This window comes from Brevundimonas sp. R86498 (assembly GCF_044598075.1).
In the GTDB taxonomy this organism is placed as follows: domain Bacteria; phylum Pseudomonadota; class Alphaproteobacteria; order Caulobacterales; family Caulobacteraceae; genus Brevundimonas.
In genome coordinates this window covers 476,397-501,955 of sequence record NZ_CP139004.1, presented here as the reverse complement: position 1 = coordinate 501,955, position 25,559 = coordinate 476,397, and the positions used below count along the sequence as shown (strand labels likewise).

Sequence of the window (25,559 nt, the reverse complement as noted above, 5' to 3'; positions counted from 1 at the left end):
ATGCCCAAGCCTGTGCTGGTGGCTGGAGGCGGGATCGAACCGCCGACCTGTGGGTTATGAATCCACCGCTCTAACCATCTGAGCTACCCAGCCCAGCACAGCGCACAGCCGAAACCGGCTGCGCGGGAGGCGTGCCTATATCGCCGACGCCCTCCGGGTTCAAGTCGGATCGACGGGCAGGCTTCGGAAGGGCCAGTGCGACCGCCCGTCGCGGCCGCCGCGAACGGCGGAACTGTGGCGCAGCTTGGCCGTTGCGGGCATACAACCCTCATACCCCCCGCCCGGAGATCCGCATGCGCCCTCTCGTCCTCGCCGCGTCGACGTCCCTGCTTGTGTTTGCCGCGGCGTGCGGGGCCAATGGCCAGACGGCACCGGCATCCCCGGGTGAGCCTTTGGAGACGCGTCCCGCAAACGGGGCCAGCCAGACCCCCGCCTTCGAGGGCCAGACGCGGGCACCCGCCGTGCGCACCGAGGCCGCCCTGTCCCATGAAGTGATCGCCTCGGGTCTTGTCCATCCCTGGGGCATGGCCTTGCTTCCTGACGGGAACTGGCTGGTTACCGAGCGGCCGGGGCGGATGAGGATCATTGCGGCCACAGGACAGATCGGAGAGCCCATCTCCGGCCTGCCGGCGGTGGACGCGCGCGGCCAGGGCGGCCTGCTGGACGTGATCCTCTCGCCGAACTTCTCCACCGACCGGATGATCTACTGGAGCTATGCCGAGCCGCGCGAGGGAGGTAATGCCACCTCGGTCGCGCGCGGCGTGCTGGCCGCGGACGGGGGCTCGGTCGGCGGTGTCGAGGTCATCTTCCGCGCGATGCCGACCTACGACGGGGACAAGCATTTCGGCTCCGCCCTCGCGTTCGGACCGCAGGGCCATCTGTTCATCACCCTGGGTGAGCGTTCGGATGCGCCGATGCGGCCCCAGGCGCAGCAACTCGACTCCCATATGGGCAAGACCATCCGCATCAATGCCGACGGCTCTGTGCCTGCCGACAATCCCTTCGTCGGCCGCAACGATGCCCTGCCGGAGATCTGGTCACTGGGCCATCGCAACGTCCAGGGCATTGCCGTCGCGCCGGACGGTCAGGTCTGGACCATCGAGCACGGCACCCGTGGCGGTGACGAGATCAATCTGGAGCAAGCAGGCGCAAACTATGGCTGGCCGGACGCCGCCTATGGAATCGAGTATCGCGGTGCCCCGATCACCGGCGGCAACACCCAGGCGGAAGGCACGGTCCAGCCCGTCTATTACTGGGATCCCGTAATCGCCCCGGGCAATGCCACCTTCTATGACGGGGCGATGTTTGCGGCCTGGCAGGGAAATTTGCTGGTCGCGGCGCTGAAGGAGAAACACATCGCCCGGCTGGTTCTGGATAACGACAGGGTGGTCGGCGAGGAACGGCTGCTGACCGATCTGGGCGAGCGGATTCGCGACGTCGCCGTCGGTCCCGATGGCGCGGTCTGGGCCATCACTGACGAGCAGGACGGCAAACTGGTGCGGCTGGCAGCCCGGTAGGGCGCACCCGCCCAGGCTGCCCGCGCAGCGCGCCAGCCGCCGGCTAGATGTGAATCGCGTGGCCCAGCGCCCGCAGCGACGCCTCGTGGAAGGCCTCGCCGAGCGTCGGGTGGACGTGGATGACACCGGCCACGTCCTCCAGCACGGCCCCCATCTCCAGCATCTGGGCAAAGCTGTTGGACAGTTCGGCGACGTGCTGGCCGACGGCCTGGACGCCCAGCAGCCGGTGGTCGGCCTTTGAGGCCAGAACCCGCACAAACCCGCCGTCCTCGCCCGCCTCGATGGCCAGGGCCCGGCCGATGGCGGCCAGCGGGAAGACAGCGGTGATCACATCGTCGCGGCCCTCGACGTCCAGCGGGCCAAGCCCGGCCGAGACGATCTCCGGCTCGGTGAAACAGACGGCGGCGATGGTCACGGGATCGAAGCGCTTGTCATGGCCCGCGATGATCTCGGCCACGACCTCGCCCTGGGCCGAGCCCTTGTGGGCCAGCATGGGTTCGCCGGTCAGGTCGCCGACGGCCCAGACGTTCTTCATACTGGTGGCGCAGCGGTCGTCGATCTTCACGAACGGCCCGGCCATGGCCACGCCCATGTTTTCCAGACCCCAGCCCTTCGTCCGTGGACGGCGCCCGACTGTGACCAGCACCTTGTCGGCCTCTAGCGCCAGCGGCTCGCCATCCCGGGTCGTGATCGACAGTTTCCCGTCCCCGAACCCGCCGGCCCGGGCCCCCAGATGCAGTTCGACCCCGTGGTCGGTCAGCCACTTCATGACCGGGTCGGTCAGCGCCTTGTCATAGAGCGGCAGGATGCGGTCGGCCATTTCGACGATGGCGACCTCGGCCCCCAGCTTGCGATAGGCGATGCCGAGCTCCAGCCCGATATAGCCGCCGCCGACGACGACCAGCTTGCCCGGCACCGCGTCCAGCGAGAGGGCCTCGGTCGAGGAGATGACATCGCCCCCGAACGGCAGGAAGGGCAGTTCGACCGGCTCGGACCCTGTGGCCAGGATGACGTGTTCCGCCGTGATGGTGATCGGGCCGTCGCCAGTCTCGACGCGGCAGGTCTTGGCGTCCTCGAAGGTCGCCCAACCCTTGATGACCTTGACCTTGGCCTTCTTCAGCAGGGCTGCAACCCCGGCGTTCAGCTTGCGGACCATCCCGTCCTTCCAGGCCACGGTCTGGCTGAGGTCGATGGCCGGGGAGGATGCCGTGATCCCCAGCGTGCCGTCTGCGGCGGCCTTGGCCACCGTCTCGAACTTGCCCGCCGCATGGATGATGGCCTTGGACGGAATACAGCCGACGTTCAGGCAGGTCCCGCCCAGCCCGTCGCCGCCGTCCACCAGCACGGTGTCCAGCCCCAGCTGGCCGCAGCGGATCCCCGCCACATAGCCGCCGGTGCCCGCGCCGATGATCAGGACCTTGGTCTTAAGCTGCTGCATCTTTTCTTCCGCTCATCCCCGCGAAAGCGGGGACCCAGTGCTTGAGTGAGGCGACCCGCCCGGATCGACAGGTTCGCCACCCGCTTAACTCATCCCCCGAAACACTGGGTCCCTGCTTTCGCGGGGATGAGCGGAGTGGATGATCTCTACATCCACAACGTGGCGGGATGTTCCAGCAGCCCCTTGATCCGCTGCACGAACACCGCCGCGTCGTGGCCGTCGACGATGCGGTGATCGAAGCTGGAGGACAGGTTCATCATCTTGCGCACGACCATCTGGCCGTTCCGGACCACGACCCGCTCCTCGATCTTGTTGGGGCCGACAATGGCCACCTCGGGGTGGTTGATGATCGGGGTGTGGACCACACCGCCCAGCGTCCCCAGCGAGGTGATGGTGATGGTCGAGCCGCTGAGCTCTTCCCGCTTCGCCGAACCGTCCTTGGCCGCGCCGCTGACCCGCGCGATCTCCAGCGCGGTGTCATAGGGGTCGCGCGCCTCGGCGTGGTGGACGACCGGCACCATCAGGCCATTCGGCGTCTGGGCGGCGATGCCGAGGTGGACGGCGGCGTGGGTGGTCAGCACCCCGGCTTCATCATCGTAATGGCTGTTGATCGCCGGCTGGTCGCGCAGGGCCACGACGATGGCCCGGGCGATGAAGGGCAGCAGGTTCAGCTTGGGCTTGCCGGCCGCCTTCCCTTGGGCGTTCAGATGGGCGCGCAGCTCCTCCAGTGCCGTGACGTCGATCTCCTCCACATAGGTGATGTGGGGGATGCGCCGGACGCTCTCGGCCATCTTCTCCGCGATCTTGCGGCGCAGGCCGATGATGCGGGTCTCGGTCGTCCCCTCGGCCCGGGCGTAGGTCGAGACGGTCGATGCTCCGGGTCCGGATGATCCGCCCGTCCCGCGAGCGAGGAAGGCATCGAGATCGGCGTGATCGATGCGGCCGGCCGGGCCCGAGCCGGGCACGAACTGCAGGTCCAGACCCAGTTCCCGCGCGCGCTTGCGCACGGCCGGGCTGGCCAGGGGACGGACGCCGGGAGTCTGGGCGGTGCGGGCGGTCGGGGCGGCGGAGGCGACGGGCGCGGCCTTCGGCGTCTGGGCTGCGGGTGCCGGCGCGGCTCTGGCTGGGGCCGGAGCGGTCGCTACCGGCGCTGGTGCCGCGGCGACATTGCCCGCCCCGGCGACATCGAAGCTGACCAGCGGGCCGCCCACCGGGACCTGCTGACCGGCCGTGCCGTGCAGGGCGACCACGACGCCGGAGACCGGGCTGGTCAGTTCGACCGTGGCCTTGTCTGTCATGACCTCGGCCAGCATCTGGTCTTCCTCGACCGCATCGCCGACTGCCACGTGCCAGGCGACCAGCTCGGCCTCGGCCGTGCCCTCGCCGACGTCGGGCAGTTTGAAGACATAGTTTCCAGAGGGGGGAGAGAGCCCCTCCGTCACGTCGCTGTCTCTCCGTGTCTCCTCCCCATTCTCTGAATGGGGAGGAGACAGAGCGTCCGCCGTCTCCTCCCCGTCCGCGCTTGCGGATGGGGAGGTGTCGCGGCGCTCTTGCGCCGTGACGGAGGGGTTCTCGTCGGTAGCGGCGTTCCCTGCCCCCTCGATCTCAAATTCCACCAGCGGTCCGCCGACGGGCGACATGACGCCGGGTTCGCCGTGCAGGGCGGTGACCACGCCCGCGACGGGCGAGGTCAGTTCGACCGTGGCCTTGTCGGTCATGATATCGGCCAGGATCTGGTCCTCGGCGACGGTGTCACCGACCTTGACGTGCCAGCCGACCAGCTCGGCCTCGGCCGTGCCTTCGCCCACGTCGGGCAGTTTGAAGACGAAACGTCCCATCAGCGGCTCCCTCCGCTCATGACCGATTTCAACGCCGTCGCGACCCGCTCCGGCCCGGGGAAATACTCCCACTCGAAGGCGTGCGGATAGGGCGTGTCCCAGCCGCAGACGCGGGTGACGGGGGCCTCCAGGTGATAGAAGCACCGCTCCTGCACGAGAGCGGAGAGCTCTCCTCCGTACCCGGACGTTTTCGGGGCTTCGTGCACGATGACGCACCGGCCGGTCTTCTTCACACTGGCCTCGATGGTCTCGATGTCCAGCGGTACGAGCGTCCGCAAATCGATGACCTCGGCGTCCACGCCGGCGTGCTCGGCCCCGGCCAGGCTGACCCAGACCATGGTGCCGTAGCACAGGATGGTCACGTCGCTGCCCTCGCGCATGACCCGGGCCTTGCCGATCGGCTCGACATGTTTGCCGGTCGGCACCTGGGCCAGGGCCTGGGCCTTCCACGGCGAGACCGGGTTCTTGTGCCAGCCGTCGAACGGGCCGTTGTAGAGCCGCTTGGGCTCAAGGAAGATGACCGGATCATCGTCCTCGATCGCGGCGGTCAGCAGGCCCTTGGCGTCGTACGGGTTGGACGGAATGACGACCTTCAGGCCGGCGATGTGGGTGAACAGGCTCTCGGGGCTCTGGCTGTGCGTCTGGCCGCCGAAGATGCCGCCGCCATAGGGGCTGCGGATCGTGATCGGGCTGGTGAACTGGCCGCCCGAGCGATAGCGCATCTTGGCCGCCTCGCTGACGATCTGGTCGTAGGCGGGATAGATGTAGTCGGCGAACTGGATCTCCACGACCGGGCGCAGGCCATAGGCCCCCATGCCGATGGCGGCGGCGACGATGCCGCATTCGCTGATGGGCGCATCGAAGCTGCGGGTCAGGCCGTGGGTCTGCTGCAGCTGGTCGGTAACGCGGAAGACGCCGCCGAAATAGCCCGCGTCCTCGCCGAAGCTGAGGACATTGGGGTCTTCGGCCATCTTGACGTGCAGGGCCGAGTTCAGCGCCTGGATCATGTTCATGGGTGCGACGGCGGGGCCGTCGGGCGCGACCGAGGCCGGGGCCGCATCCTGGTCGATCATGTCCGGTTCGATGCCGTCGGTGCGATCGGCTTCGGTAAACGCCTGGTCGGTCATCGGTTCACCATGAGGCCAACAATCGCGGTGACGGGAATGAGTGCCACCGCAATATAGAAGGCGACCTTCAGCAGGCGGTCGCGGCTCATACCCCGACCTCCCGGCGCTGTTCGACCAGTCGCCAGTCCTCGGTGGCATAGACCTCCTCGAACATGGTCTTCACCGACGGGCGCGACTGGCCCAGGGTGCCGATCGCCTCCGCCGCCTTCCCCGCGGCCCGGACCTCGTCGACGGCCTCGGCCTCGGCCGCCGCATGATCCTCTTCCGACCATTCGCCCAGGGCGATCAGATGCTGCTTCAGCCGCGCAATGGGATCGCCCAGCGGCCATTTCTCGTGCTCGTCGCCGGGGCGATAGCGGCTCGGATCGTCAGAGGTCGAGTGCGGGGCACCCCGGTAGGTGAACAGCTCGATCACCGTCGCGCCCTGATTGCTGCGCGCCCGTTCCTCGGCCCACTGGGTCGCCGCCCAGACGGCGAGGAAGTCGTTGCCGTCCACACGCAGGGCCGGCAGGCCATAGCCGATCGCCTTGGACGCAAACGTCGTTTCCAGCCCGCCGGCAATGCCCTGGAAGGAGCTGATGGCCCACTGGTTGTTGACGATGTTCAGGATCACCGGGGCCCGGTAGACGGCCGCGAAGGTCAGGGCATTGTGGAAATCGCCCTCGGCCGTGGCCCCGTCGCCGATCCAGCTGATGGCGATCTTGTCGTCGCCCTTGTAGGCGCTGGCCATGGCCCAGCCGACAGCCTGCGGCATCTGGGTCCCCAGATTGCCGCTGATGGTGAAGAAGCCGTAGTCCTTGGCCGAATACATGATCGGCAGCTGGCGGCCCTTGATCGGATCCGAGGCGTTGGAATAGATCTGGTTCATCATATCGACGAGCGGATAGCCGCGCGCGATCAGCAGCCCCTGCTGGCGATAGGTCGGAAAGCCCATGTCCTCGCGCGACAGGATCATACCCTGGGCGACCGCGATGGCCTCCTCGCCGGTGCACTTCATATAGAAGCTGGTCTTGCCCTGGCGGTGGGCCCGGTGCATCCGGTCGTCGAAGGCGCGGGTCAGGATCATCGCCTTCAGACCCTTCTTGAGGGTCTCCGCATCCAGCCGCGGATTCCAAGGCCCCACGGCCTGACCCTCATCGTCCAGAACGCGAACGAGCCGGAAGGCCAGATCCAGCATCTGGACGGGCCGGGCGTCCACCGGCGGGCGGTCCACGGCCCCCGCAACATCGAGCTTCAGATGGCTGAAATCGGGTGCGTCACCGGGTCGACCCGGGGGTTCGGGCACGCGCAGGCTCAGCGGCTGGGTATTCCTGGTCATTCCATCCTGCCGTTCGGTTGATCCGACCGCACTCTTGTCGGCTGGATAGCATGGGCGCGAAATGAAGGCTCGCCTATTTTCGCCTTGCGTCAAGCAGTTTCAGGGTATTTTATTGCGCAATAACGAGAAACGGAGGAACGCCTTGGCTGACGAACTGGATCCTATCGATGCGCGAATTCTGGACATCCTGCAACAGGATGCCGGACTGTCGGTCGCGGACGTGGCCGAACGTGTCGGTCTGTCGGCCTCGCCCTGCTGGCGCCGCATCAAGAGACTGGAGGATAGCGGCCTGATCCGCAAGCGGGTCACCCTGCTGGACGCCGGTCTGCTGGGTCTGGACTTCGAAGTCTATGCCATCGTCAAGCTCAGCCTGCCCTCGCGCGACAATCTGGATCTGTTCGAGGCCGCGGTCGCCAACTGGCCCGAGGTGGTCCAGTGCGCCACCATTACCGGGCGCGAGGACTATGTCCTGCGCATCATCACCTCGGACATGCATGCCTTCGACCAGTTCCTGCGGGACAAGCTGCTGACGCTGGGCATTGTCTCGGACTGCGAAAGCCATATCGTGACCCGCGGCGTGAAGAATGTGACCACCCTGCCGCTCGGCATCATCACGCCCCACGTGGCATAAGATATCCACGCACACAGGAGGTCCGCCCATGATCGAGATGGTGATCGACGCCCGCAGGAAGGATCTTGGCGGGTTCGAGGTGGGGCGGATCCTGCCCTTCCATGCCCGGCGCATGATCGGGCCCTTCATCTTTCTGGACCACATGGGACCGGCCCAGTTCGCACCGGGCGACGAGGCCATCAATGTGCGGCCGCATCCGCACATCGGCCTGTCGACCCTGACCTATCTGTTCGAGGGCGAGATCCTGCATCGCGACAGCCTCGGCTACACCCAGCCGATCCGGCCGGGCGAGGTCAACTGGATGACCGCCGGCAAGGGCATCACCCATTCGGAACGCACCGACCCGCTCAAAAAGGCCCAGGGCGGTCCCATGAACGGCATGCAGGCCTGGATCGCCCTGCCGGACGGGGCCGAGGAGGTCGATCCGTCGTTCCAGCATTACGGCGAGGATGCCCTGCCGGCCTACGACAGCGGCGGACTGTTTGCGCGGCTGGTGGCGGGCGAGGCCTACGGGGCCGCCGCGACCGTGCAGACCTCGTCGCCCCTGTTCTATGTCCATTGGGAGATGCAGGCGGGGGTCCGCACCGCCCCGCCACCGGGCAAGGGCACAGGCGGCATGTCCGAGCGGGCCCTCTATGTGGCGAAGGGCTCCATCGAGGTCGGGGACCGGACGTTCCACGAAGGGCAGCTGGTCGTGCTGGAGCCGCATGCCGAGCCGACGGTGAAGTCCCTGAACTCCGGCCACGGTGATGGCCCTGGGCGGAGAGCCGGTCGGCCAGCGGCTGATCTGGTGGAACTTCGTCGCCTCGTCCCAGGCCCGGCTGGATCAGGCCAAGGCCGACTGGCAGGCGGGCCGGATGAAACTGCCCGATGAGGACGATCTGGAGTTCATCCCCCTGCCGGAAGACTCCGCCGTCACCACCCGCTCGGAGCCGGTCAAGCCGGAGCCGACCCACCCGGTCTGAGGCTGCAGATCTAGAGGCCCGAGCGGGCCGCAACCCAGTCGATGACGGTGCGGATGACGGCGGGGTCGAGCGTGATCTCGATTTCCCCGTATTCCGCGATCAGGCCGGTCGCGGTCGGCTGGAACAGGTGGTTCAGACCCGGCAGCACCACCACGTCCGCGTCGGGCTTCAGGCGCGAGACCACCGGTGCATTCTGGTCGGCCGGCACCTGAAGGTCCTTGCCCCCGTAAACCGCCAGCAGCGGCGCAGACATGGACTGGATAGCCTCACCGGGATCGTAGGCGACGAGACCCCGATACCAGGCGCTGGACATCACGGCGGCCGTCCGGGTCGCGGCCTCGGGCATTGCGCCGTTCGCCAGCATGACAGCCTCGACCTCCCGGCGAACGTTTGCTGCGTCCCCGGCATTGGCGGCGACGGCGGCCATTAGCTGACGCTGGACCGCGACTCCGCTCTCCACGGAGGCGGCCGGCGCTCCGGCCGCCTGCGCTATCCGCCGCCCCTGTTCGGTGATGATGTCCCCGCCGGAGACTGCGGGTCCGGCGAGGGTGACAAGCCAGGCGGGTTGCAGCCCGTCCTCAAGGGCCATCCAGGCGAAGCTGGCACCCTCGCTGTGGCCGATCAGGCCCACCCGGGCGGGATCGATCTCCGGTCGCGCGGCCAGCCAGTCCCGGGCCGCCCTCACATCGGTTGCGAAATCACGGCCGGTGGCCGCGCCAAAGTCCCCGGTCGAGGCGGCGACCCCCCGGTCGTCATGGCGCAGCACGGCGATGCCGCGCCGGGTCAGGGCATCGGCCCAGATGGCGAAGGGTTTGTGCCCCTCGATGGTCTCGTCACGATCCTGTGGCCCGGTGCCGGTGATCAGGACTGCGGCGGGGAAGGGCCCCGGGCCCTCCGGCAGGGTCAGGGTCCCGGCCAGCCTCACACCGGGCGCCGAAGGGTTGTCGAAGGCGACGGTCTCGCTGCGATAGGGAAAGGGTGGGGCAGGGGTCTGTGGGCGGCGGACCAGGACCGCCGTTGCTGCCGTGCGCGTCAGAACCAGCGGCACGCTCATGCCGCCCTGGTCCAGCACGCCGGTCAGGGTCCCGCCGTCTTCGGACCGTTTGCCCTCGAATTGTCCCTGCAGGACCGGAATCACGAACCGCACCACGTCCCCCGCCTCCATGGGGCGATCGACGGCGATATTGCGCGCGCCCTGGTCCGGGCTGTCCATGACCGCATTCCCGTCTGCGTCGATACGGAAGACGATCCGGATCCGCTGCCCGCCCACGCTGATCTGACCCTCCCAGATCCCCGTGAGACCGCCGGCCGGGCTCGCGGGTTCGGGCACCGGCAGCTGGTCCGGGACGGCGGCCCCGGTCTCGGCGGCGGACCGGGCAAGGACCAGCGGCAGGGATGATCCGCCCTGGGACCAGGCCCCGGTCCACAGTTCGCCGCCGGTCGAGATCGCGCCTTCATACCGTCCACCCAGCGAGGGAACAGCGAAACGGACGGTACCGGTTGTGACCGTCAGATCGGTGATGGGTATCCCGCGCGCGCCCTGGGTGGGGCTGTCCAGTGCGGCGGTCATGCCGGCCGGACCGGTTTCTACCCGCACGACCAGAGGCAGGGTGTTGGGGCCAATGCGAAGCGCCCCCTCCCAGCGCCCGACCACTCCGGCCTCCGCCGCCTGTATGGCGGCCAGGGCGACGGCTTCAATGACGATCATCCCGGTCTCCTGACGGGCACCGCCAGACTGGATTGCGGCAGCGCAGAGTGCGCCGGAACCCGCGGGCCGTCCATGGCCGAAAGGTGTGAGAACCCGGCCCGGACACCCGTGCCGCGAGACCTGCGATCCGGTCAGGCGGATTGGGCCTCAAGACGAGCCACAGCCGCGTCCGGGCCGAAGGGGTCCGCGCTCGCATGGCTGACGCCGGACCGGTGCAGCCGTTTCAGGTCCCACGCCCTCGGCACGCCATGAACGACGATATTCGCTGTGCTGCGCCGGACCTGTGACACCGCGAAGGTCAGCTGGCGCTCGGAAAAGGCGCGCGCGTCAATCGCCACCCCCTCGGCGCCATGATCGCCGTACAACATGTCCGTGGCCGACAACTCCCGGATCGACAGCGTCCGGGCCCGGGCCATGGAGCGGCACATCGCGAGGGTCTCATGGACCCGCCCGACGGGCGTGCCGCGCACCAGACCGTCCAGCTCCAGAACCACAGCGCGCCGCATGGCCTCCAGTATCGGCCCGCAGCGGTGCAGCAGCCGCTGGCGTGCGTTCCGGGAAGACAGGGTGGTGAAGGTGAAGGGGCAGAGGATGGCGAAGGCTCCGCCCTCCTTCTGGTAGTCCACCATCAGGGTGGCGAGAAAGTCGGCCACGCTCGCGTCGACGGCTTCCTGATCGCGATCCGAAAGGTCGGACAGGGCGTGCGAGAGCCGGCGGCGGATCGCATAGGCCCCCACGAGATTGCAATCCAGCCGCCAGACCGGGCTGATCCGGATCTCGACCTCGATCTCTCCTGACCGCTGCGACACGAAGGTCAGGGTGGAGTGGCGTGACGACAACGGCGGATCCCAGCCCTCGGGGGCCAGCAGGCGCGCAGGGCTTCCGGCGACAATAGACAGGGGCGGCGGGGGCTGGCGGGACGGATCGATCGGCTCGGAGGAGACACTGTCGGGACCCAGGGCCGAGACCCTCGACATGGACAGATCGCTGTCCTCGGTCCGGCCCAGAAAGAACGCCAGGACATGGCGAAACACCTCCGCACAGCGGACCTGGCCGGAATAGCTGTCCGTTGAGCTGATCGCTGCCAGAAAGCTGGTTTCGGTGACGCGGATGAACTGGTCAGGAGCCGGCATGGCCCGGGTCAGGTCTCGCTCGAAAGTCTCCCAGACGATTTCCCTCCGGCCGTGCCATCGCGAGCCCATTTCCGTCCGGATGGGCTCAAATGACAGCAGGAAGACCCGGCCCTGCTGGACCAGCCCGGCGTCGCGAATGCGGCTGAGCTGGTCAGCGCGGCCCGGCCCCAGGGGTTCGAGCAGGAGAGCGGGGTGGACGTCCATAAAAGGTAATACTGTTCTTCGAGCGGAGCGCGCAGAAAATCGTGCTTTCTGTAACGCCCATGTCAGAGAACAGTGCCGCTTTCACGTGTCACGGCGCGTTATTCACCGAAATATCCAGTGTGAACTGACTTAACAAAGTCCAGTAACGCAGGATTAACGATGTCCGGACGTTCCTGTTGAAGCCAGTGACCGGCTGCGGGAACCACGGTCTGCGAGCGCAGGTCCGTCAACCAGTCCTTCAGCCCAACCTCATGCTGGCCGGCATAGTGGCGGACAGGGTCACGCTCCCCGACCATGAACATCGCCGGCTGGTGGATTTTCTGCCCCTGCAGGAAGGCGGTCAGGGACCAGTTCAGATCAAGGCAGCGGTACCAGTCCAGCGGACCCTTGAAGCCGCTCCCGGTGAAGGCCGCGACATACTCGGCGAAATGGTCTTCGCTCATCCAGGGGGGCAGGGTGGCATCTTCAGCGACCTCCGAGATGAAGTCATGGCCCGGGGCGATGAAGCCGGTGGACTGGCGCTCTGTCGGGGTCGCGCCGTCGTAGGCGTAGAACCCCTTCCTCAACGCGGTGGCCACATCGGCCTCGAACATGCGGTGCGTGTCCGGGGCCTGGAACTGGTTCATATACAACTCGCCCCGGCCGGATCGTTTCGAGAGCGCCTCCATGGCCGGGGTCGGGGGACCCTTTGCCCGTCTGGGCTGGAACGGCACCGACAGCCCGGCCACGGCGGTAAACATATCGGGCCGCATCAGGGCGCAGTGCCAGGCCACCGGCGCACCCCAGTCGTGGCCCACGACCACACAGGTCGACCGGCCCAGCGCCCGGACCAGATCGACCATGTCCCCGACCAGATGCAGGATGGTGTGATCCTCGGTCCGCCCGGGCCTGTCGGTCCCGCCGTAGCCGCGCATGTCGGGAGCCACGGCATGGAAGCCCGCCTCCGCAAGAGCCGCGACCTGGGCCCGCCAGCTGATGCCCAGCTCGGGAAAGCCGTGGATCAGCAGGACGAGCGGCGCGTCGCCGCCCTCATATCCTCCTTCGAGGACCTGCTGTGTCAGGCCGTCCGTCCGGATCGTCCGGGTCTGGAGCATCTCTGTCGCCATATTTGCATCCCGGGGCTTTGGCGCCGACCGCGTCGTCGTGCATTGATATCGCCATGACCCGCATGACCCGCTTCTCCGACGGTACGATCGTTCCTGTTCTCGGCCAAGGGACCTGGATGATCGGCGACAATCCGAAAACCCGCGATGCCGAACAGGCCGCCCTGGCGCGAGGGATCGATCTGGGTCTGACCCTGATCGACACCGCGGAACTCTACGGCGACGGCCGTTCCGAACGGCTGGTCGGTGAGGTCATCCAGGGTCGCCGCGAGGAGGTATTTCTGGTTTCCAAGATCAAGCCGGAGAACGCCGGCGAAATGACCATGATGCTCCACTGTGAAAAGACCCTCGAGCGGCTGGGGGTGGAGCGGCTGGACCTGTATCTGCTGCACTGGCAGAGCCGCCACCCGCTGGAAGAGATCGTCGCCGGGTTCGAGGAACTGGTCGACGAGGGCATGATCGCCCGCTGGGGCGTCTCCAACCTCGACATCCGCTCAATGGCCCGGCTGGAACAGATCGAGGGCGGGGAGCACTGCGCCACCAATCAGGTCCTCTACAATCTGGGCTCGCGGGGTGTGGAGTTCGACCTGATGCCCTGGGCCGAGGAACGATCCATGCCGCTGATGGCGTATTCGCCCCTCGGGCGCGGCGACCTGCTGAACCATCCGGCGTTGCAGGCCGTCGCCGACCGGCACGACGCCACTCCGGCCCAGATCGCCCTGGCCGCCGTGATGCGTCAGCCCGGCGTGATCGCCATCCCCAAAGCCTCCAGCATCGCCCACGTGGAGGCTAATGCGGCCGCGCTCGAGATTGAGCTCGACGCCGAGGACATCGCCACCCTCGATCGCGCCTTTCCGCCGCCCACGACGGCGCAACCGCTGGACATCATCTAAGGCAGCCATCTCCTCCCTGTCGCGCAGCGATGGGGAGGTGGATCCGGAGCGAAGCGGAGGAGACGGAGGGGTTCTGAAAGCCGGCACGATGGTGGGGCGTCAAGAGCCCCTCCACCCCCCGCGAAGCCGCGGGCGGTCCCCCTCCCCGTTCGCAAGCGGCGACCGGGGAGGAGACCGGGGGTCTTAAGCCGCAGCCTTCGCGCCCGTGAACCGGCCGTAGAAGGTCTCGCCCTTCGCGGCCATGTCCCGCAGCAGTTGGGGCACCTTGAACCGGTCGCCGTAGCGTTCGGCATAGACATCGGCCTGTTCGACGAAGGCCTTCAGCCCGATCTGGTCGATCATGGTGATCGGCCCGCCGGTCCAGGGCGCAAAGCCCCAGGCCAGGATGGCGCCGACATCGGCCTCGCGCGGATCGTCGATCACGCCCTCTTCCCAGCATTTCGCGACCTCGACCGCCTGGCGGTACAGCAGGCGACGCTTCTGGTCCTCGACCAGTTCCGGCGTGGAATCGTTGATCGTCACCGGGGCCAGGTCGGCCAGACCGGACCACAGCTTCTTGGGCTTCTGGTCATAGTCATAGAAGCCCATGCCATTCTTGCGGCCATAGCGTCCCAGATCCTCGACCATCTTGCGGACGATCTCCGAGCCCGGCAGCGGCTGGTAGGCCTCGCCCAGATCCACCGCCGTCTGTTTGGCGATCTTGACCGACAGGTCCAGCGCGACGTCGTCGTGCATCTCCAGCGGGCCGCGCGGCATGCCCGTCATCCGGCCGATGTTGTCGATCAGGGCGGGGGCATAGCCCTCTTCCAGCATGGCCATCCCCTCGGCCACATAGGTGCCGAAGCAGCGCGAGGTGTAGAAGCCGCGACCGTCGTCGACGACGATCGGGGTCTTCTTGATCTTCATGACATAGTCGAGGGCCTTGGCGATCGCGGCCTGACCGGTCTTCTCGCCCCGGATGATCTCGACCAGCATCATCTTGTCGACCGGCGAGAAGAAGTGGATGCCGATGAAGTCCTCGGGTCGCACGCTGGCCTCGGCCAGGCCGGTGATCGGCAGGGTCGAGGTGTTGGACCCGAACACGGCCCCGGCTTCCAGCTGGGCCTCCGCCCGCTTCGTCACATCGGCCTTGATCTCGCGGTTCTCGAACACCGCCTCGATGACGAGGTCCGAGCCCTTGATCTGGTCGTAGTCGGTGGTGGCGATGACCGAGGCCAGCAGGGCATCATATTTGTCCTGGGTAATCTGCCCGCGCGACAGGCGCTTCTTCAGCAGACCCTCGACATGGGCCTTGCCCTTGTCGGCGTCTTCCTGGCTCCGGTCGATCAGGATGGTCTGGATGCCGGCCAGCGCCTGCACATAGGCGATCCCTGCGCCCATCATGCCGGCCCCGATGACGGTGACCTTCTTCGCGTCCGAGGCCGGAATGCCGGCCGGGCGCACGGCTCCCTTGTCCAGCTCCTGTTTCGACAGGAACAGGCTGCGGATCATGGCCTGGGCCTGGGGTGTCATCAGGGTCTTGATGAAATAGCGGGTCTCGATCCGCAGGGCCGCGTCCATGGGCACCTGGGTGCCCTCATAGACGGCCTTCATCAGGTTCAGCACGGCCGGATAGTTGCCGAACGACTGCTTGCGCAGCATGGCGTTGCCGACGAGGAAATTCTGGATGCCGGCCGGGTGGTAGGGGCCGCCGCCGGGGAGTTTGAAGCTCTTGTCGTCCCACGGCTGGACGGCCTTGCCGCCGCCCTTGATCCAGGCTTTCGCCGCCTCGACCTCGCCGCCCTTGGCCACGAGCTCATGGACCACGCCGGCACCCTTGGCGTCATTCGGCCGCCACGACGAGCCCGCGCTCATCGCCGTCATCGCCGCCTGCACCCCGATCAGGCGCGTCAGGCGCTGGGTGCCGCCGCCGCCGGGAAACAGGCCGACCTTGATCTCGGGCAGGCCCAGTTGAATCTTGTTGTCGTCTCCCACGACCCGGTAGTGGCAGGCGAGGGTCAGTTCCAGACCGCCGCCGAGGGCCAGGCCGTTGATCGCGGCGGCCACCGGCTTGCCACAGGTCTCCAGCGCCCGCAGCGTGCCGTTCAGCTTCCAGCCCGCGTCATAGGCGTCCTGCAGCGAGCCACCGGCCAGCATGCCACCGGCCATGTCGCCGAGGTCGGCCCCCGCGCAGAAGCCCGAGGCCTTGCCCGAGGTCAGGACCGCGCCCTTGATGGCGTCGTCTGTCTTGATCCGCTCAACGATCTGCGGAATCTCGGCCATCACGCCCGAGGTCAGGGTGTTCATCGAACGGCCCGGAACGTCGAAGGTGATCAGGGCGATGCCGTCGGCGTCGACGTCGATCTTGAAGTTTTCCATGTTCGTCTTCCTCAAATCCTCCCCCATCGGGGGAGGGGGACCGCGAAGCGGTGGAGGGGGCCCACCGCAGACGCCGGCGTTCGGGGCCGGCCCCCTCAGTCAGCTTCGCTGACAGCTCCCCCGACGGGGGAGCACCGTGAAATCAAACCCGCTCGATAACCGTCGCGGTGCCCATGCCGCCGCCGATGCACAGGGTAATCAGGGCGGTCTCCTTGCCGGAGCGCTCCAGCTCGTCCAGGGCGATGCCGGTGATCATGGCCCCCGTGGCCCCCAGCGGGTGGCCCATGGAGATGCCGCCGCCGTTCACGTTCATCTTGTCGTGCGGGATGTCCAGCGCCTGCATGTAGCGCAGGACGACCGCCGCGAAGGCTTCGTTCAGCTCCCACACGTCGATGTCGGCGACGGTCATGCCCAGCTTGCCGAGCAGCTTCTTCGTCACGAATTCCGGTCCGGTCAGCATGATCGAGGGCTCCGACCCGATCGAGGCCGCGCCCTTGATGCGGGCCCGCGGCGTCAGGCCGAGAGCCTTGCCGGCCTCGAGGCTGCCGATCAGCACCCCGGCCGAGCCGTCGACGATGCCGGACGAGTTGCCCGGGGTGTGGACGTGGTTGACCCGCTCGACCTCGGGGTAGCGCTGGTTGATGACGCTGTCGAAGGCCATCTCGCCCATCATGGCGAAGGAGGGGTTCAGCGCGCCGAGCGTCTGCATGTCCGTGTTCGGACGAATGGTCTCGTCGCGGTCCAGCTGGACCAGACCCAGCTGGTTCTTCACCGGCACGACCGACTTCGAAAAGCGCCCGTCAGCCCAGGCGGCGGCGGCCCGCTTGTGGCTTTCCATCGAATAGGCATCGACGTCATCGCGGCTGAAGCCATACTTCGAGGCGATCATATCGGCCGAGACGCCCTGGGGCACGAAATAGGTGGGGAAGGCGCTGGAGGGATCGACCGGCCAGGCCCCGCCGTCGCTGCCCATGGGCACCCGGCTCATGGCCTCGACACCGCCGCCCACGGCGAAGTCGGCCTCGCCGGACTTCACCTTGGCCGCGGCCATGTTCACGGCCTCGAGGCCGGAAGCGCAGAAGCGGTTGATCTGGACGCCGGCGACCGTCTGGGCCCAGCCCGCGGAAAGGACGGCGGTCCGGGCGATGTCGGCCCCCAGTTCGCCAACGGGCGTGACGCAGCCAAGGATGACGTCATCAACCTTCGACGTATCGAGGCCGTTGCGGTCGCGCAGGGCTTCCAGCACCTGGGTCGCCAGGCTCAGGCCGGTGATCTCGTGCAGGGAGCCGTCCTTCTTGCCCTTGCCGCGCGGCGTGCGCACCGCGTCGTAGATATAGGCCTCGGTCATCGGCTGGGTCTCCAAAGAGGACGGTGGGGGCGTCTAAAGCCTACGTTTACGTCAACGTCAAGTAACGCCCCCGCGAGGTCCGGGCATGAAAACGGGGCTGGCAGCCTGGCTCTCGCCGGTCCGCCAGCCCCGCGTCCGGGCTTTGAAGGAATTGGGGCCTACGCCGCCTGCTTCATCGCATCGGCATTGACCGTGGCGTCGGCGATGCCCGTCAGGTCCTCGTCGGTCTGCGACTCTTCCTGCAGGGTCTCATCCAGCAGGGCGGCCGCATCCTTCATGCCGAGCACCAGGGCCCAGCGCTTCAGGGTGCCGTAGCGGGTGATCTCATAGTGTTCGACGGCCTGGGCGGCCGCCAGCAGGCCGGCGTCCAGCGCCGCCTTGTCCTTGTATTCCTCCATGATCTCCTCGCCCTCGGCCAGGATACCCTCGATGGCATCGCAGGTCTTGCCGCGGGCCGGCTTGCCGATGATCTCGAACACCTGCTGCAGGCGTTCAATCTGGACCTCGGTCTGATCCTTGTGCTTCTCGAAAGCCGCCTTGAGCTCGGGCGACTGCGCCGCGCGCTGCATCTTCGGCAGGGACTTCAGGATCTTGCGCTCGGCGTAATAGATGTCCTTGAGCGTGTCGTGGAACAGGGTGTCGAGAGTCTTGTCCGCCATGAGAAGGGCTCCGTGTGGGGGGGAGCCTGTGAAATCCCCGGCAGCAACGGGGGTTCCAGTGTCGCCGATCCGACTCAGGACCGCCTCAGCTATACAGTCCGTCCAGCCGGGGCTTGAGCATCCGGTAGCAATCGCAGGCTGCTGCCTCCAGGCCCGGCCGGTCGAGGATCCGGATCACGCCGCGGTTGTAGGCGATCAGCTTGCGCCGCTTCAGCTCGGACGCCGCCTCGCTGACGGTGGACCTTCGCGCCCCGATCAGACGGGCCATTTCCTCCTGACGAAAGATCATCGTGTTCCGTGGCGACAGATCGTCGGTCGTCAGGAACCACCGGGCGACCCGCTCATGCACGGTGTGTGTGGCGTTGCACGCGGCCGAATGCGCCGCCTGTGACTGATAAAGGTCGGTCAGGGCCATCAATCGCGCCATCACCCGGGAACGGTCGGCCGCGAGGGCCCGCAGCGCCTGGGCCGCGACCACATAGGCCTCACCCGACGTCCGGCAGCCGATATCCCATCCGCAGCGGAGATCCGCCATCACGGGAGCCAGCCCGGTCAGACCCTCATTGCCGATCACGGCCGTCTCGATGGCTGTGCCGTCGGGAAAGCGGATCAGGTTGGCGAATTGGGAGTCGATCGGGAAATGGACCAGTTCAACCGGCGCATCCTGATCAACGACGATCTGGTCTGCCGTCACGCTGACCCGGCGAAGCATGGGCCGCAGGGCGTCCAGATCTTCGGGGTCAAGGGCGCTGATAAACCGGTTTTCAAAGCTTTCGGACATGGAACGGCAACGCTGGAGGTGCCGCTTCGATCCCTATGTCGGCCCCCGCACAAAGCGTGGCCGTTATTGGTGATATCCGCACGACCTGACCGGGAGTGGGCCGTGCCAACCTTTTTCTGCTTCATTGAACGCAACACCCCGTCGGTGCCTCATATGGAGCCGCTGGACGCCGCCACCGAAGAAGAGGCCCGCGCCCAGGCCGAGGCTCTGCTGAGGAGCCACGCGAGCGGTGTTGCAGCCCACATCCTGCTTGACGACGTCCAGATCGCCACGATCCTCCGGCTGCGGGAGCCGGACGGATCGGGCGGGTGACGATCAGCGCAGGTCGGGCGGGGTCGCCTCGGCGGTGAGAATCCGGATGGCCTCCTCGACCGACACCACCGTCTGGTCCTGCGAGCCCAGCCGGCGGATGGCCACCTCGCCCTTCTCGGCCTCGTTGCGGCCGACCACGGCGATGACCGGGACCTTTCCGACCGAGTGTTCGCGTACCTTGTAGCCGACCTTTTCGTTGCGCAGATCGGTCTCCACACGGAGGCCTGCGGCCTTGAACTTCGCCGCCACCTCCTGCGCATAGCCGTCGGCGTCCGAGGTGATCGTCGCCACCACCGCCTGGACCGGAGCCAGCCACAGGGGGAAGGCCCCGGCGTAGTTCTCGATCATGATGCCGATGAACCGCTCGAAACTGCCCAGGATGGCCCGGTGCAGCATCACCGGCCGGTGCTTCTGCCCGTCCTCGCCGACATATTCCGCGTTCAGCCGTTCCGGCAGCACATAGTCCAGCTGCAGCGTGCCGCAGGTCCATTCCCGGCCGATGGCGTCCTTGACCACGAAGTCCAGCTTGGGCGCGTAGAAGGCCCCGTCGCCCTCGGCGATGACCGGATCGACGCCCGCCAGACGCGCGGCCTCGCCCAGCATGCCCTCGGCCTTGTCCCAGAATTCGTCCGAACCGGCGCGCACCTCGGGCCGGGTGGCCAGGTTGATATAGGCGGTCTGCATGCCGAGGTCGGCGTGGACGATCTTGGTCAGCTCGATGAACCGCCGCGTCTCGTCGACGATCTGGTCCTCGCGGCAGAAGATGTGGGCGTCATCCTGGGTGAAGCCGCGCACCCGCATCAGGCCGTGCAGGGCCCCTGACGGCTCATAGCGGTGACAGGCCCCGAACTCGGCCATGCGCAGCGGCAGCTCGCGGTAGGACCGCTGGCCTATGCCGAAGATCTGGACGTGGCCGGGGCAGTTCATCGGCTTCAGGCTGAGGGTCTCGCCCTCCACCGTCTCGCAGACGAACATATTGGGCCGGTATTTCTCCCAGTGGCCCGAGGCCTCCCAGAATTTGCGGTCCAGCACCTGGGGCGTCTTGACCTCGACATAGCCGGCGGCGTCGAGGCGACGGCGCATATAGGCCTCGATGACCTGCCACAGCACCCAGCCCTTGGGGTGCCAGAAGACCATGCCCCGGCCCTCTTCCTGCATGTGGAAGAGCTCCATGGCCCGGCCCAGCTTCCTGTGGTCCCGCTTCTCTGCCTCTTCCAGCCGGGTCAGATAGGCGTCCAGATCCTCTTTTGTGGCCCAGGCCGTCCCGTAGATGCGCTGCAGCTGCTCGCGGTTTGAGTCCCCGCGCCAGTAGGCCCCGGCCAGCTTGGTCAGTTTGAACGCCTTGCCGACATGGCGGGTCGAGGGAAAATGCGGCCCCCGGCACAGGTCGATCCAGTCGCCCTGGCGATAGAGGGTGATGGTCTCGCTCTCCGGCAGATCACGGATCAGCTCGGCCTTGAAGGTCTCGCCCCGCGCCTCGAAGAACAGGATCGCCTCGTCGCGGTCCCAGACCTCGCGCTCGAACTTCGCGTCGCGGTCGACGATCTTGCCCATCTCCTTCTCGATGGCGGCGAAGTCGTCGGTGGAAAAGGGCTCGGCGCGGGCGAAGTCATAATAGAACCCGTCCTCAATCGCCGGGCCGATGGTGACCTGGGTGCCGGGGAACAGCTTCTGCACGGCTTCCGCGAGCACATGGGCCGTGTCGTGCCGGATGGTGTACAGCGCCGCCGGGTCGTCCCGCATGATCAGTCGGAAGGATCCGCTGGTCTCAAGCACCCGGTTCAGGTCGCGCTGCTCGCCGTTCAGCTCGGCCAGGACGGCCTTCTTGGCGAGGGAGGGCGAGATGGCGTGGGCCACGTCGCGTGCGGTCGAACCGGCCGGATAGTCACGCACGGCACCGTCGGGGAAGGTCAGCTGGATCATGGCTCTTCAGTCTCGCGTGGCGGCACCGGGTCGTATCCCGAACCGCCGAAGGGGTGGCATTTACAGAGCCGGCGCAGGGTCAGCCACCCCCCCTTGCGCAGACCGTGCCGGATCAGGGCATCGCGCCCATAGTCGGAGCAGGTCGGCAGGAAGCGGCACGACTGGCCAAAGAAGGGACTGAGGGTGACCTTGTAGCCGCGATGGGCCGCGCGGACGCCGCGTTCGTACAGGGTGGCCTCGGTCGGACGGTCTGGGCGGGCCATGGTGGCGGCTTATCCCTCGCGGCGGGACCCGGGGCAACCGGTTCAGGCGGCCCCGGCTGTGGCTCCGCGTCGCGCGAGGGCCGCCGAGACCGCGTCCAGCGTTGCCTCGATCGCCACGAGGGTCGAGGCGTGGCGGGCCGGATAGTCCGCGACCTGCTGCAAGGCCTGCAGTCCCTCGAATCGGCCGGTCGGGCCCTCGCCCCCGGATTTCAGCATGACCAGGGTGTCGTCCCGCGCGGTCCTGACCTCGTCGACGGTCGCTCCGATCACGGCCTCGCCCAGCACCCCGGCCGCAGCCTGGCCGAGGGCGCAGGCCTTGATGTCCTGGGCGAACCTTGCGACCCGCCCTTCGGGGTCCAGCACCACATCGACAATGGCCCGCGAGCCGCACAGTCGCGCCACCCGCTCGCCGGTTCCGTCAGGCGCGGCCAGCCGTCCCGCGTGGGGCAGGTTGGCCGCCAGCGTCAGGATTCGGGTGCTGTAGAGATCATCGATCATGGCCTGAAGATAGGCACCGGCACCCTCGCGGAGAAGCCCTGGAACAGCACGGTCACGGAACCCGCGATTTGTCACGGGGGTTATTGGGCGCTAGCCTTTCTGTTCTCCCCGACACGTTTGTCACCAAACTGCCAAGGATTTCCCATGCGCCTGACCCTGATCGCTGCTGTTTCCATGCTTGCCCTGACCGGGGTTGCGTCCGCCTCTGTTGCCGCACCGTCCGCCATCGCGCAGACCGCCGAATACTCTGACGCCCAGCTCCAGGCCTTCAGCACGGCCATGGGCCAGGTGCGCGCCGCCGCCCCCACCGACGGGACCGCCCCGAATGCCGAGCAGCAGGCCGCCATGGCCGCCGCGGTCGAAGGCTCCGGCATGGACATCACCACCTTCAACGCCCTGGCCACCGCCGTCTCGAGCGACGAGGTCCTGCGCGCACGGCTCGCGGTCCTCGACACACCGCAATCGCCAGCCGGATCGGTCGCCGCCTCCGTGACGGATGCCGAGGCGGCCCAGTTCGCCTCTGCCATGGTTCAGGTGCGCGCTGCCGCTCCCACCGACGGCTCGGCACCCACCGCCGAACAGCAGGCCGCCATGGCTTCCGCCGTTTCGGCCTCGGGCCTGGAGCTGGACCGCTTCAACGCCATCGCCCAGGCCGTGTCCACCGACGCGCGTCTGCGCGCCCGTCTGGCTCTGGCGGACGCCCGGGGCGGCTGAGCCCGGCTATTGCGCCTGTAGCGACGACCAGGTCCGGGCGGAGGCGGAGGACGCCTCGGCCCGGCCTTCGGTCGTCTGCGCCCGGGCCCGGTTGCGCAGCCATTCCAGATTGCGATCCGCAACCTCGGGCGGCAGTTCGCGGCGGATGATTTGCTCGGCCTCGGGCGTCCGCCCCTGCAGGCCGAGCACCATGGCGAGGTTCAGCCGCATCTGCTGCGTTGCTCCCGGCTGGACGAGCGCGCGCCGCAAGAGGGCCTCTGCCCCGCCGGCATCGCCACCGGTCACCCTCGCCATGGCGGCGTTGTTCAGGACCTCGGGATTCTCCGGCGACAGGGTCAGCGCGCGGGCCCAGGCGACCTGTGCGTCTTCTGCGCGTCTCACCTGCTGATAGGCCACGCCCAACAGGGATAGCGGACGCCAGTCATCAGGGGCCAGGGCCAGGGCCTGCTCCAGAGCCGCGATGCCATAGAAGGCCTGGCCCCGCGCGATATGGGCACGACCCACCTCCAGCATGGCGTCGACATTGGCGGGCTGGGCCACCAGCACCTGCTGCGCCGTCTGGGCCGCCTGTTCGTACTGGCCCATCTGCCGCAGGGCCTCGGCCAGCCGCACCCCGGCGACCGGGTCGGCCGGATTCATCTCCATCTCGCGCGACCAGAAGACCGAGCGGGCGAGGGGATCCAGCCGGCTGTAGGCCGCCCGGTCCTCGGCAGACGCCGGAGTCCGCGATGCGCCGGCCTGTTGTGCTGCGGCCGGGCTGGTCAGGGCCAGACCGCACAGGAGGCTTGCGGCGAGAGCGATTGAGCTTGAGGCCCGGGTGCGCGACATGGGACGATCCGATCGGGATTTCTGCTCCCGCAGACTCCGCTCATCGCGTCAATCATTGGTTAATCCGCCCATGTCCGCCGTCTCGCCCGATGCCCTGATCGCCAGCACAGCCCCTGAAGCGGCCGATGCGACGCCGGTTCATTTCGTCGGGCCGGACGCGGCGCTGGACGGAGCCGCCCGAGACTGGGCGGCGCGTCTGGGCTTCAAGGGCAAGCCGGGCGAGGTTCTGGTGGTCCCTGCGGGCAGCGGAGGCGGGGTCGACCGCGTGCTGGTGGGCACGGGCAAGACCTTTGACCCGATGAGCGCGCGCGCCCTGTCCGCGAGACTGCCGGAGGGGCTCTACCGGCTGGAGGCTGAAGAGGCAGACGCCGGGGCAGCCACCCTGGCCTTCCTCCTCGGACGCTATGTCTTTGACCGCTACAAGCCCGGCAAGGGCCGGTCGGGCGTGCGGCTGGTCGCGCCGCAAGGCTTCGACGTCGCCGAGGCGCTCAACATCGCGGCCGCATGCGCCCTCGCACGCGAGATGGTCGACACCCCGCCCGCCGACATGGGGCCGCTGCAAATGGAGACCATCGCCCGCGAGATCGCCGGGGCCCACGGGGCCGCGATCACGGTGACCACCGGCGAGGCCCTGCTGGAGGAAAACTATCCCGCCGTCCACGCCGTCGGGCGCGCTGCGGCACCGCACCGGGCTCCCCGCGTGATCGAGATCGGCTGGAATCTGGACCGCATCGACCGGCCGCTGATCGCGCTTGTCGGCAAGGGGGTCGCGTTTGATTCCGGCGGGCTGGATATCAAGTCCGCTGCGGGCATGCGCAATATGAAAAAGGACATGGGCGGCGCGGCCCATGCGCTGGCGCTGGGCCGGCTGGTGATGCAGGCGGGGCTGGATATCCGCCTCGTGGTGCTGGTGGCGGCGGTCGAGAATGCCATCTCCGCCGATGCCTTCCGGCCCGGGGACGTCCTGAACAGCCGCAAGGGTCTGACCATCGAGATCGGTAATACGGATGCCGAAGGCCGGCTGATCCTCGCCGACGTCCTGACGCGGGCGGGCGAACATGCCCCCGACCTGACACTGGACTATGCCACACTGACCGGGGCGGCCCGGGTGGCGTTGGGACCGGAGTTGCCGCCGCTCTATACCGACGACGAGGCGCTGGCGGCCGACCTGCTGGCGGCGGCCCATGCGGTGCGCGATCCGCTCTGGCGCATGCCGCTGTGGCCCGGGTACCGGGCCGCCATCGACAGCGACATCGCCGATGTCCGCAACGATTCCGCCGGCTGGGCCCAGGGCGGGTCGATCACCGCCGCCCTGTTCCTGCAGAAATTCGCGCCCGCCACCGGAGCCTGGGCCCATCTGGACGTCTTTGCGTGGAACAGCCGGGGTCGCCCCGGCTGGCCCGAGGGTGGCGAGGCGCAGGGCTTGCGGGCGGCCTATGCCATGCTGAAGGCCCGGTACCCGGGCTGACCCGCCCACGCCGGGCGGTCGTCGTCATTCGAGGGCCGGCCAGGGCGCGCCGGTCTGCGGACGCGTCGCGCGCGACCGGAAATCCGGGTCGTCAGCCTTGCCACCCGGGCCCGCGCAACCGCCACCTGCGCCCGGAGGACCCGCAGACCATTCGAGGCCAGGATCGCCCCTGTGATCAGCAGGGCGTCGACAAACACACTTACGTCGAACAGGGCGAACCACACCAGCGTGTCCGGTAGCAACAGGCCAAACAGGCGCAGGCCCTCCGCCTCGAACAGCAGGGTCAGGATCAGACCTCCGGCGATCAGCAGGGCATAGAAGGTGATCTCGCCGGTGGGAACCCGGTCCAGGGCCTGTGCGGGTGCGATGACCAGCCAGCGATGCAGGGCCCGGCCGATTCCGGTGTCCGGGAACACCAGCAGAACAGCCAGAACGGCCGCCACCAGTCCGAAAGCCAGCATCCGCCGTTCCCCCGCGCTTCTGTTGCACTGAAATGGCGTGTCACCGCCGAGGGGGCAAGATTTCCACAGGA

22 protein-coding genes, 1 tRNA gene and 1 pseudogene are annotated in these 25,559 nt (G+C 67.7%); 7 read left to right on the top strand and 17 right to left on the bottom strand.

Features of this window, described 5'->3' with window-relative positions; translation table 11 throughout:
* Window positions 1-16: 16 nt before the first annotated feature.
* Window positions 17-93: transfer RNA gene (locus tag SJY26_RS02530), tRNA-Met, on the bottom strand.
* A 200-nt stretch (window positions 94-293) separates the two neighbouring features.
* On the opposite strand from SJY26_RS02530, the gene SJY26_RS02525 reads away from it, so the two are divergent.
* Entirely contained in the window at window positions 294-1,517 is a 1,224-nt protein-coding gene (locus SJY26_RS02525) for a PQQ-dependent sugar dehydrogenase (RefSeq protein WP_396594591.1), read from the top strand.
* A 43-nt stretch (window positions 1,518-1,560) separates the two neighbouring features.
* On the opposite strand, the gene lpdA is transcribed toward SJY26_RS02525, so the two are convergent.
* The 4 genes from lpdA to SJY26_RS02505 form a co-directional block, all read right to left on the bottom strand.
* Window positions 1,561-2,955: a dihydrolipoyl dehydrogenase gene (gene lpdA, locus SJY26_RS02520; protein ID WP_396594590.1), complete on the bottom strand. Its 1,395-nt coding sequence runs from the start codon at window positions 2,953-2,955 to the stop codon at window positions 1,561-1,563.
* 146 nt (window positions 2,956-3,101) lie between these two features.
* On the bottom strand, window positions 3,102-4,793 hold the full coding sequence (locus SJY26_RS02515) for a 2-oxo acid dehydrogenase subunit E2 (protein WP_396594589.1): 1,692 nt from the start codon (window positions 4,791-4,793) through the stop codon (window positions 3,102-3,104).
* Window positions 4,793-5,866 carry an alpha-ketoacid dehydrogenase subunit beta gene (locus SJY26_RS02510; protein ID WP_396595692.1) on the bottom strand — a complete coding sequence of 358 codons (1,074 nt, stop codon included), beginning with the start codon at window positions 5,864-5,866 and terminating at the stop codon, window positions 4,793-4,795. The genes SJY26_RS02515 and SJY26_RS02510 overlap by 1 nt, the downstream gene beginning before the upstream one ends.
* A gap of 139 nt (window positions 5,867-6,005) precedes the next feature.
* Window positions 6,006-7,238, bottom strand: coding sequence for a 3-methyl-2-oxobutanoate dehydrogenase (2-methylpropanoyl-transferring) subunit alpha (locus SJY26_RS02505; RefSeq protein ID WP_396594588.1), 1,233 nt, complete (start codon window positions 7,236-7,238; stop codon window positions 6,006-6,008).
* A 142-nt stretch (window positions 7,239-7,380) separates the two neighbouring features.
* Between SJY26_RS02505 and SJY26_RS02500 the strand changes: the two genes are divergently transcribed.
* Together SJY26_RS02500 and SJY26_RS02495 are read left to right on the top strand one after the other, a co-directional pair.
* A complete protein-coding gene (locus tag SJY26_RS02500) occupies window positions 7,381-7,869 on the top strand; it encodes an Lrp/AsnC family transcriptional regulator (RefSeq protein ID WP_396594587.1) in 489 nt (162 codons plus the stop codon).
* A gap of 28 nt (window positions 7,870-7,897) precedes the next feature.
* A pseudogene (locus tag SJY26_RS02495) lies at window positions 7,898-8,834 on the top strand (pirin family protein).
* Window positions 8,835-8,844: 10 nt separating this feature from the next.
* Here SJY26_RS02495 and SJY26_RS02490 read toward each other — a convergent pair.
* The 3 genes from SJY26_RS02490 to SJY26_RS02480 all read right to left on the bottom strand — a co-directional run bounded on the left by SJY26_RS02490 (window position 8,845) and on the right by SJY26_RS02480 (window position 12,985).
* Window positions 8,845-10,542 (bottom strand): alpha/beta hydrolase family protein, encoded by a 1,698-nt coding sequence (locus tag SJY26_RS02490; RefSeq protein WP_396594586.1) that lies wholly within the window; start codon window positions 10,540-10,542, stop codon window positions 8,845-8,847.
* 131 nt (window positions 10,543-10,673) lie between these two features.
* On the bottom strand, window positions 10,674-11,879 hold the full coding sequence (locus tag SJY26_RS02485) for a hypothetical protein (protein ID WP_396594585.1): 1,206 nt from the start codon (window positions 11,877-11,879) through the stop codon (window positions 10,674-10,676).
* Window positions 11,880-11,977: 98 nt separating this feature from the next.
* Window positions 11,978-12,985: an alpha/beta fold hydrolase gene (locus SJY26_RS02480; RefSeq protein ID WP_396594584.1), complete on the bottom strand. Its 1,008-nt coding sequence runs from the start codon at window positions 12,983-12,985 to the stop codon at window positions 11,978-11,980.
* Between the two features lie 53 nt (window positions 12,986-13,038).
* Here SJY26_RS02480 and SJY26_RS02475 point away from each other — a divergent pair, with 53 nt between their 5' ends.
* On the top strand, window positions 13,039-13,875 hold the full coding sequence (locus tag SJY26_RS02475) for an aldo/keto reductase (RefSeq protein ID WP_396594583.1): 837 nt from the start codon (window positions 13,039-13,041) through the stop codon (window positions 13,873-13,875).
* Between the two features lie 183 nt (window positions 13,876-14,058).
* Here SJY26_RS02475 and SJY26_RS02470 read toward each other — a convergent pair whose 3' ends face one another.
* The 4 genes from SJY26_RS02470 to SJY26_RS02455 all read right to left on the bottom strand — a co-directional run bounded on the left by SJY26_RS02470 (window position 14,059) and on the right by SJY26_RS02455 (window position 19,021).
* The gene (locus SJY26_RS02470; protein WP_396594582.1) at window positions 14,059-16,233 is read right to left on the bottom strand and encodes a 3-hydroxyacyl-CoA dehydrogenase NAD-binding domain-containing protein; all 2,175 of its coding nucleotides are present in this window, start codon (window positions 16,231-16,233) and stop codon (window positions 14,059-14,061) included.
* A 142-nt stretch (window positions 16,234-16,375) separates the two neighbouring features.
* A complete protein-coding gene (locus SJY26_RS02465) occupies window positions 16,376-17,581 on the bottom strand; it encodes an acetyl-CoA C-acetyltransferase (protein ID WP_396594581.1) in 1,206 nt (401 codons plus the stop codon).
* Between the two features lie 158 nt (window positions 17,582-17,739).
* Window positions 17,740-18,240 carry a ferritin-like domain-containing protein gene (locus tag SJY26_RS02460; protein WP_396594580.1) on the bottom strand — a complete coding sequence of 167 codons (501 nt, stop codon included), beginning with the start codon at window positions 18,238-18,240 and terminating at the stop codon, window positions 17,740-17,742.
* Between the two features lie 85 nt (window positions 18,241-18,325).
* Complete coding sequence (locus SJY26_RS02455) at window positions 18,326-19,021, bottom strand: Crp/Fnr family transcriptional regulator (protein ID WP_396594579.1); 696 nt, start codon at window positions 19,019-19,021, stop codon at window positions 18,326-18,328.
* 102 nt (window positions 19,022-19,123) lie between these two features.
* Between SJY26_RS02455 and SJY26_RS02450 the strand changes: the two genes are divergently transcribed.
* Window positions 19,124-19,333: a hypothetical protein gene (locus tag SJY26_RS02450; RefSeq protein WP_396594578.1), complete on the top strand. Its 210-nt coding sequence runs from the start codon at window positions 19,124-19,126 to the stop codon at window positions 19,331-19,333.
* Window positions 19,334-19,336: 3 nt separating this feature from the next.
* Here SJY26_RS02450 and thrS read toward each other — a convergent pair whose 3' ends face one another.
* The 3 genes from thrS to SJY26_RS02435 are packed head-to-tail and all read right to left on the bottom strand — an operon-like array spanning window position 19,337 to window position 22,017.
* On the bottom strand, window positions 19,337-21,256 hold the full coding sequence (gene thrS / locus SJY26_RS02445; RefSeq protein WP_396594577.1) for a threonine--tRNA ligase: 1,920 nt from the start codon (window positions 21,254-21,256) through the stop codon (window positions 19,337-19,339).
* Window positions 21,253-21,519, bottom strand: a complete 267-nt coding sequence (yidD, locus tag SJY26_RS02440) for a membrane protein insertion efficiency factor YidD (protein WP_396594576.1) — start codon at window positions 21,517-21,519, stop codon at window positions 21,253-21,255. The genes thrS and yidD overlap by 4 nt, the downstream gene beginning before the upstream one ends.
* A gap of 42 nt (window positions 21,520-21,561) precedes the next feature.
* Window positions 21,562-22,017, bottom strand: a complete 456-nt coding sequence (locus tag SJY26_RS02435; RefSeq protein WP_396594575.1) for an iron-sulfur cluster assembly scaffold protein — start codon at window positions 22,015-22,017, stop codon at window positions 21,562-21,564.
* Between the two features lie 144 nt (window positions 22,018-22,161).
* Here SJY26_RS02435 and SJY26_RS02430 point away from each other — a divergent pair, with 144 nt between their 5' ends.
* Window positions 22,162-22,731 (top strand): DUF4168 domain-containing protein, encoded by a 570-nt coding sequence (locus SJY26_RS02430; protein WP_396594574.1) that lies wholly within the window; start codon window positions 22,162-22,164, stop codon window positions 22,729-22,731.
* Between the two features lie 6 nt (window positions 22,732-22,737).
* Here SJY26_RS02430 and SJY26_RS02425 read toward each other — a convergent pair whose 3' ends face one another.
* On the bottom strand, window positions 22,738-23,559 hold the full coding sequence (locus SJY26_RS02425) for a tetratricopeptide repeat protein (protein ID WP_396594573.1): 822 nt from the start codon (window positions 23,557-23,559) through the stop codon (window positions 22,738-22,740).
* 70 nt (window positions 23,560-23,629) lie between these two features.
* Between SJY26_RS02425 and SJY26_RS02420 the strand changes: the two genes are divergently transcribed.
* On the top strand, window positions 23,630-25,027 hold the full coding sequence (locus tag SJY26_RS02420) for a leucyl aminopeptidase family protein (RefSeq protein ID WP_396594572.1): 1,398 nt from the start codon (window positions 23,630-23,632) through the stop codon (window positions 25,025-25,027).
* On the opposite strand, the gene SJY26_RS02415 is transcribed toward SJY26_RS02420, so the two are convergent.
* The gene (locus SJY26_RS02415; protein ID WP_396594571.1) at window positions 24,994-25,488 is read right to left on the bottom strand and encodes a hypothetical protein; all 495 of its coding nucleotides are present in this window, start codon (window positions 25,486-25,488) and stop codon (window positions 24,994-24,996) included. The two genes, SJY26_RS02420 and SJY26_RS02415, sit on opposite strands and share 34 nt — an antisense overlap.
* Window positions 25,489-25,559 lie beyond the last annotated feature (71 nt).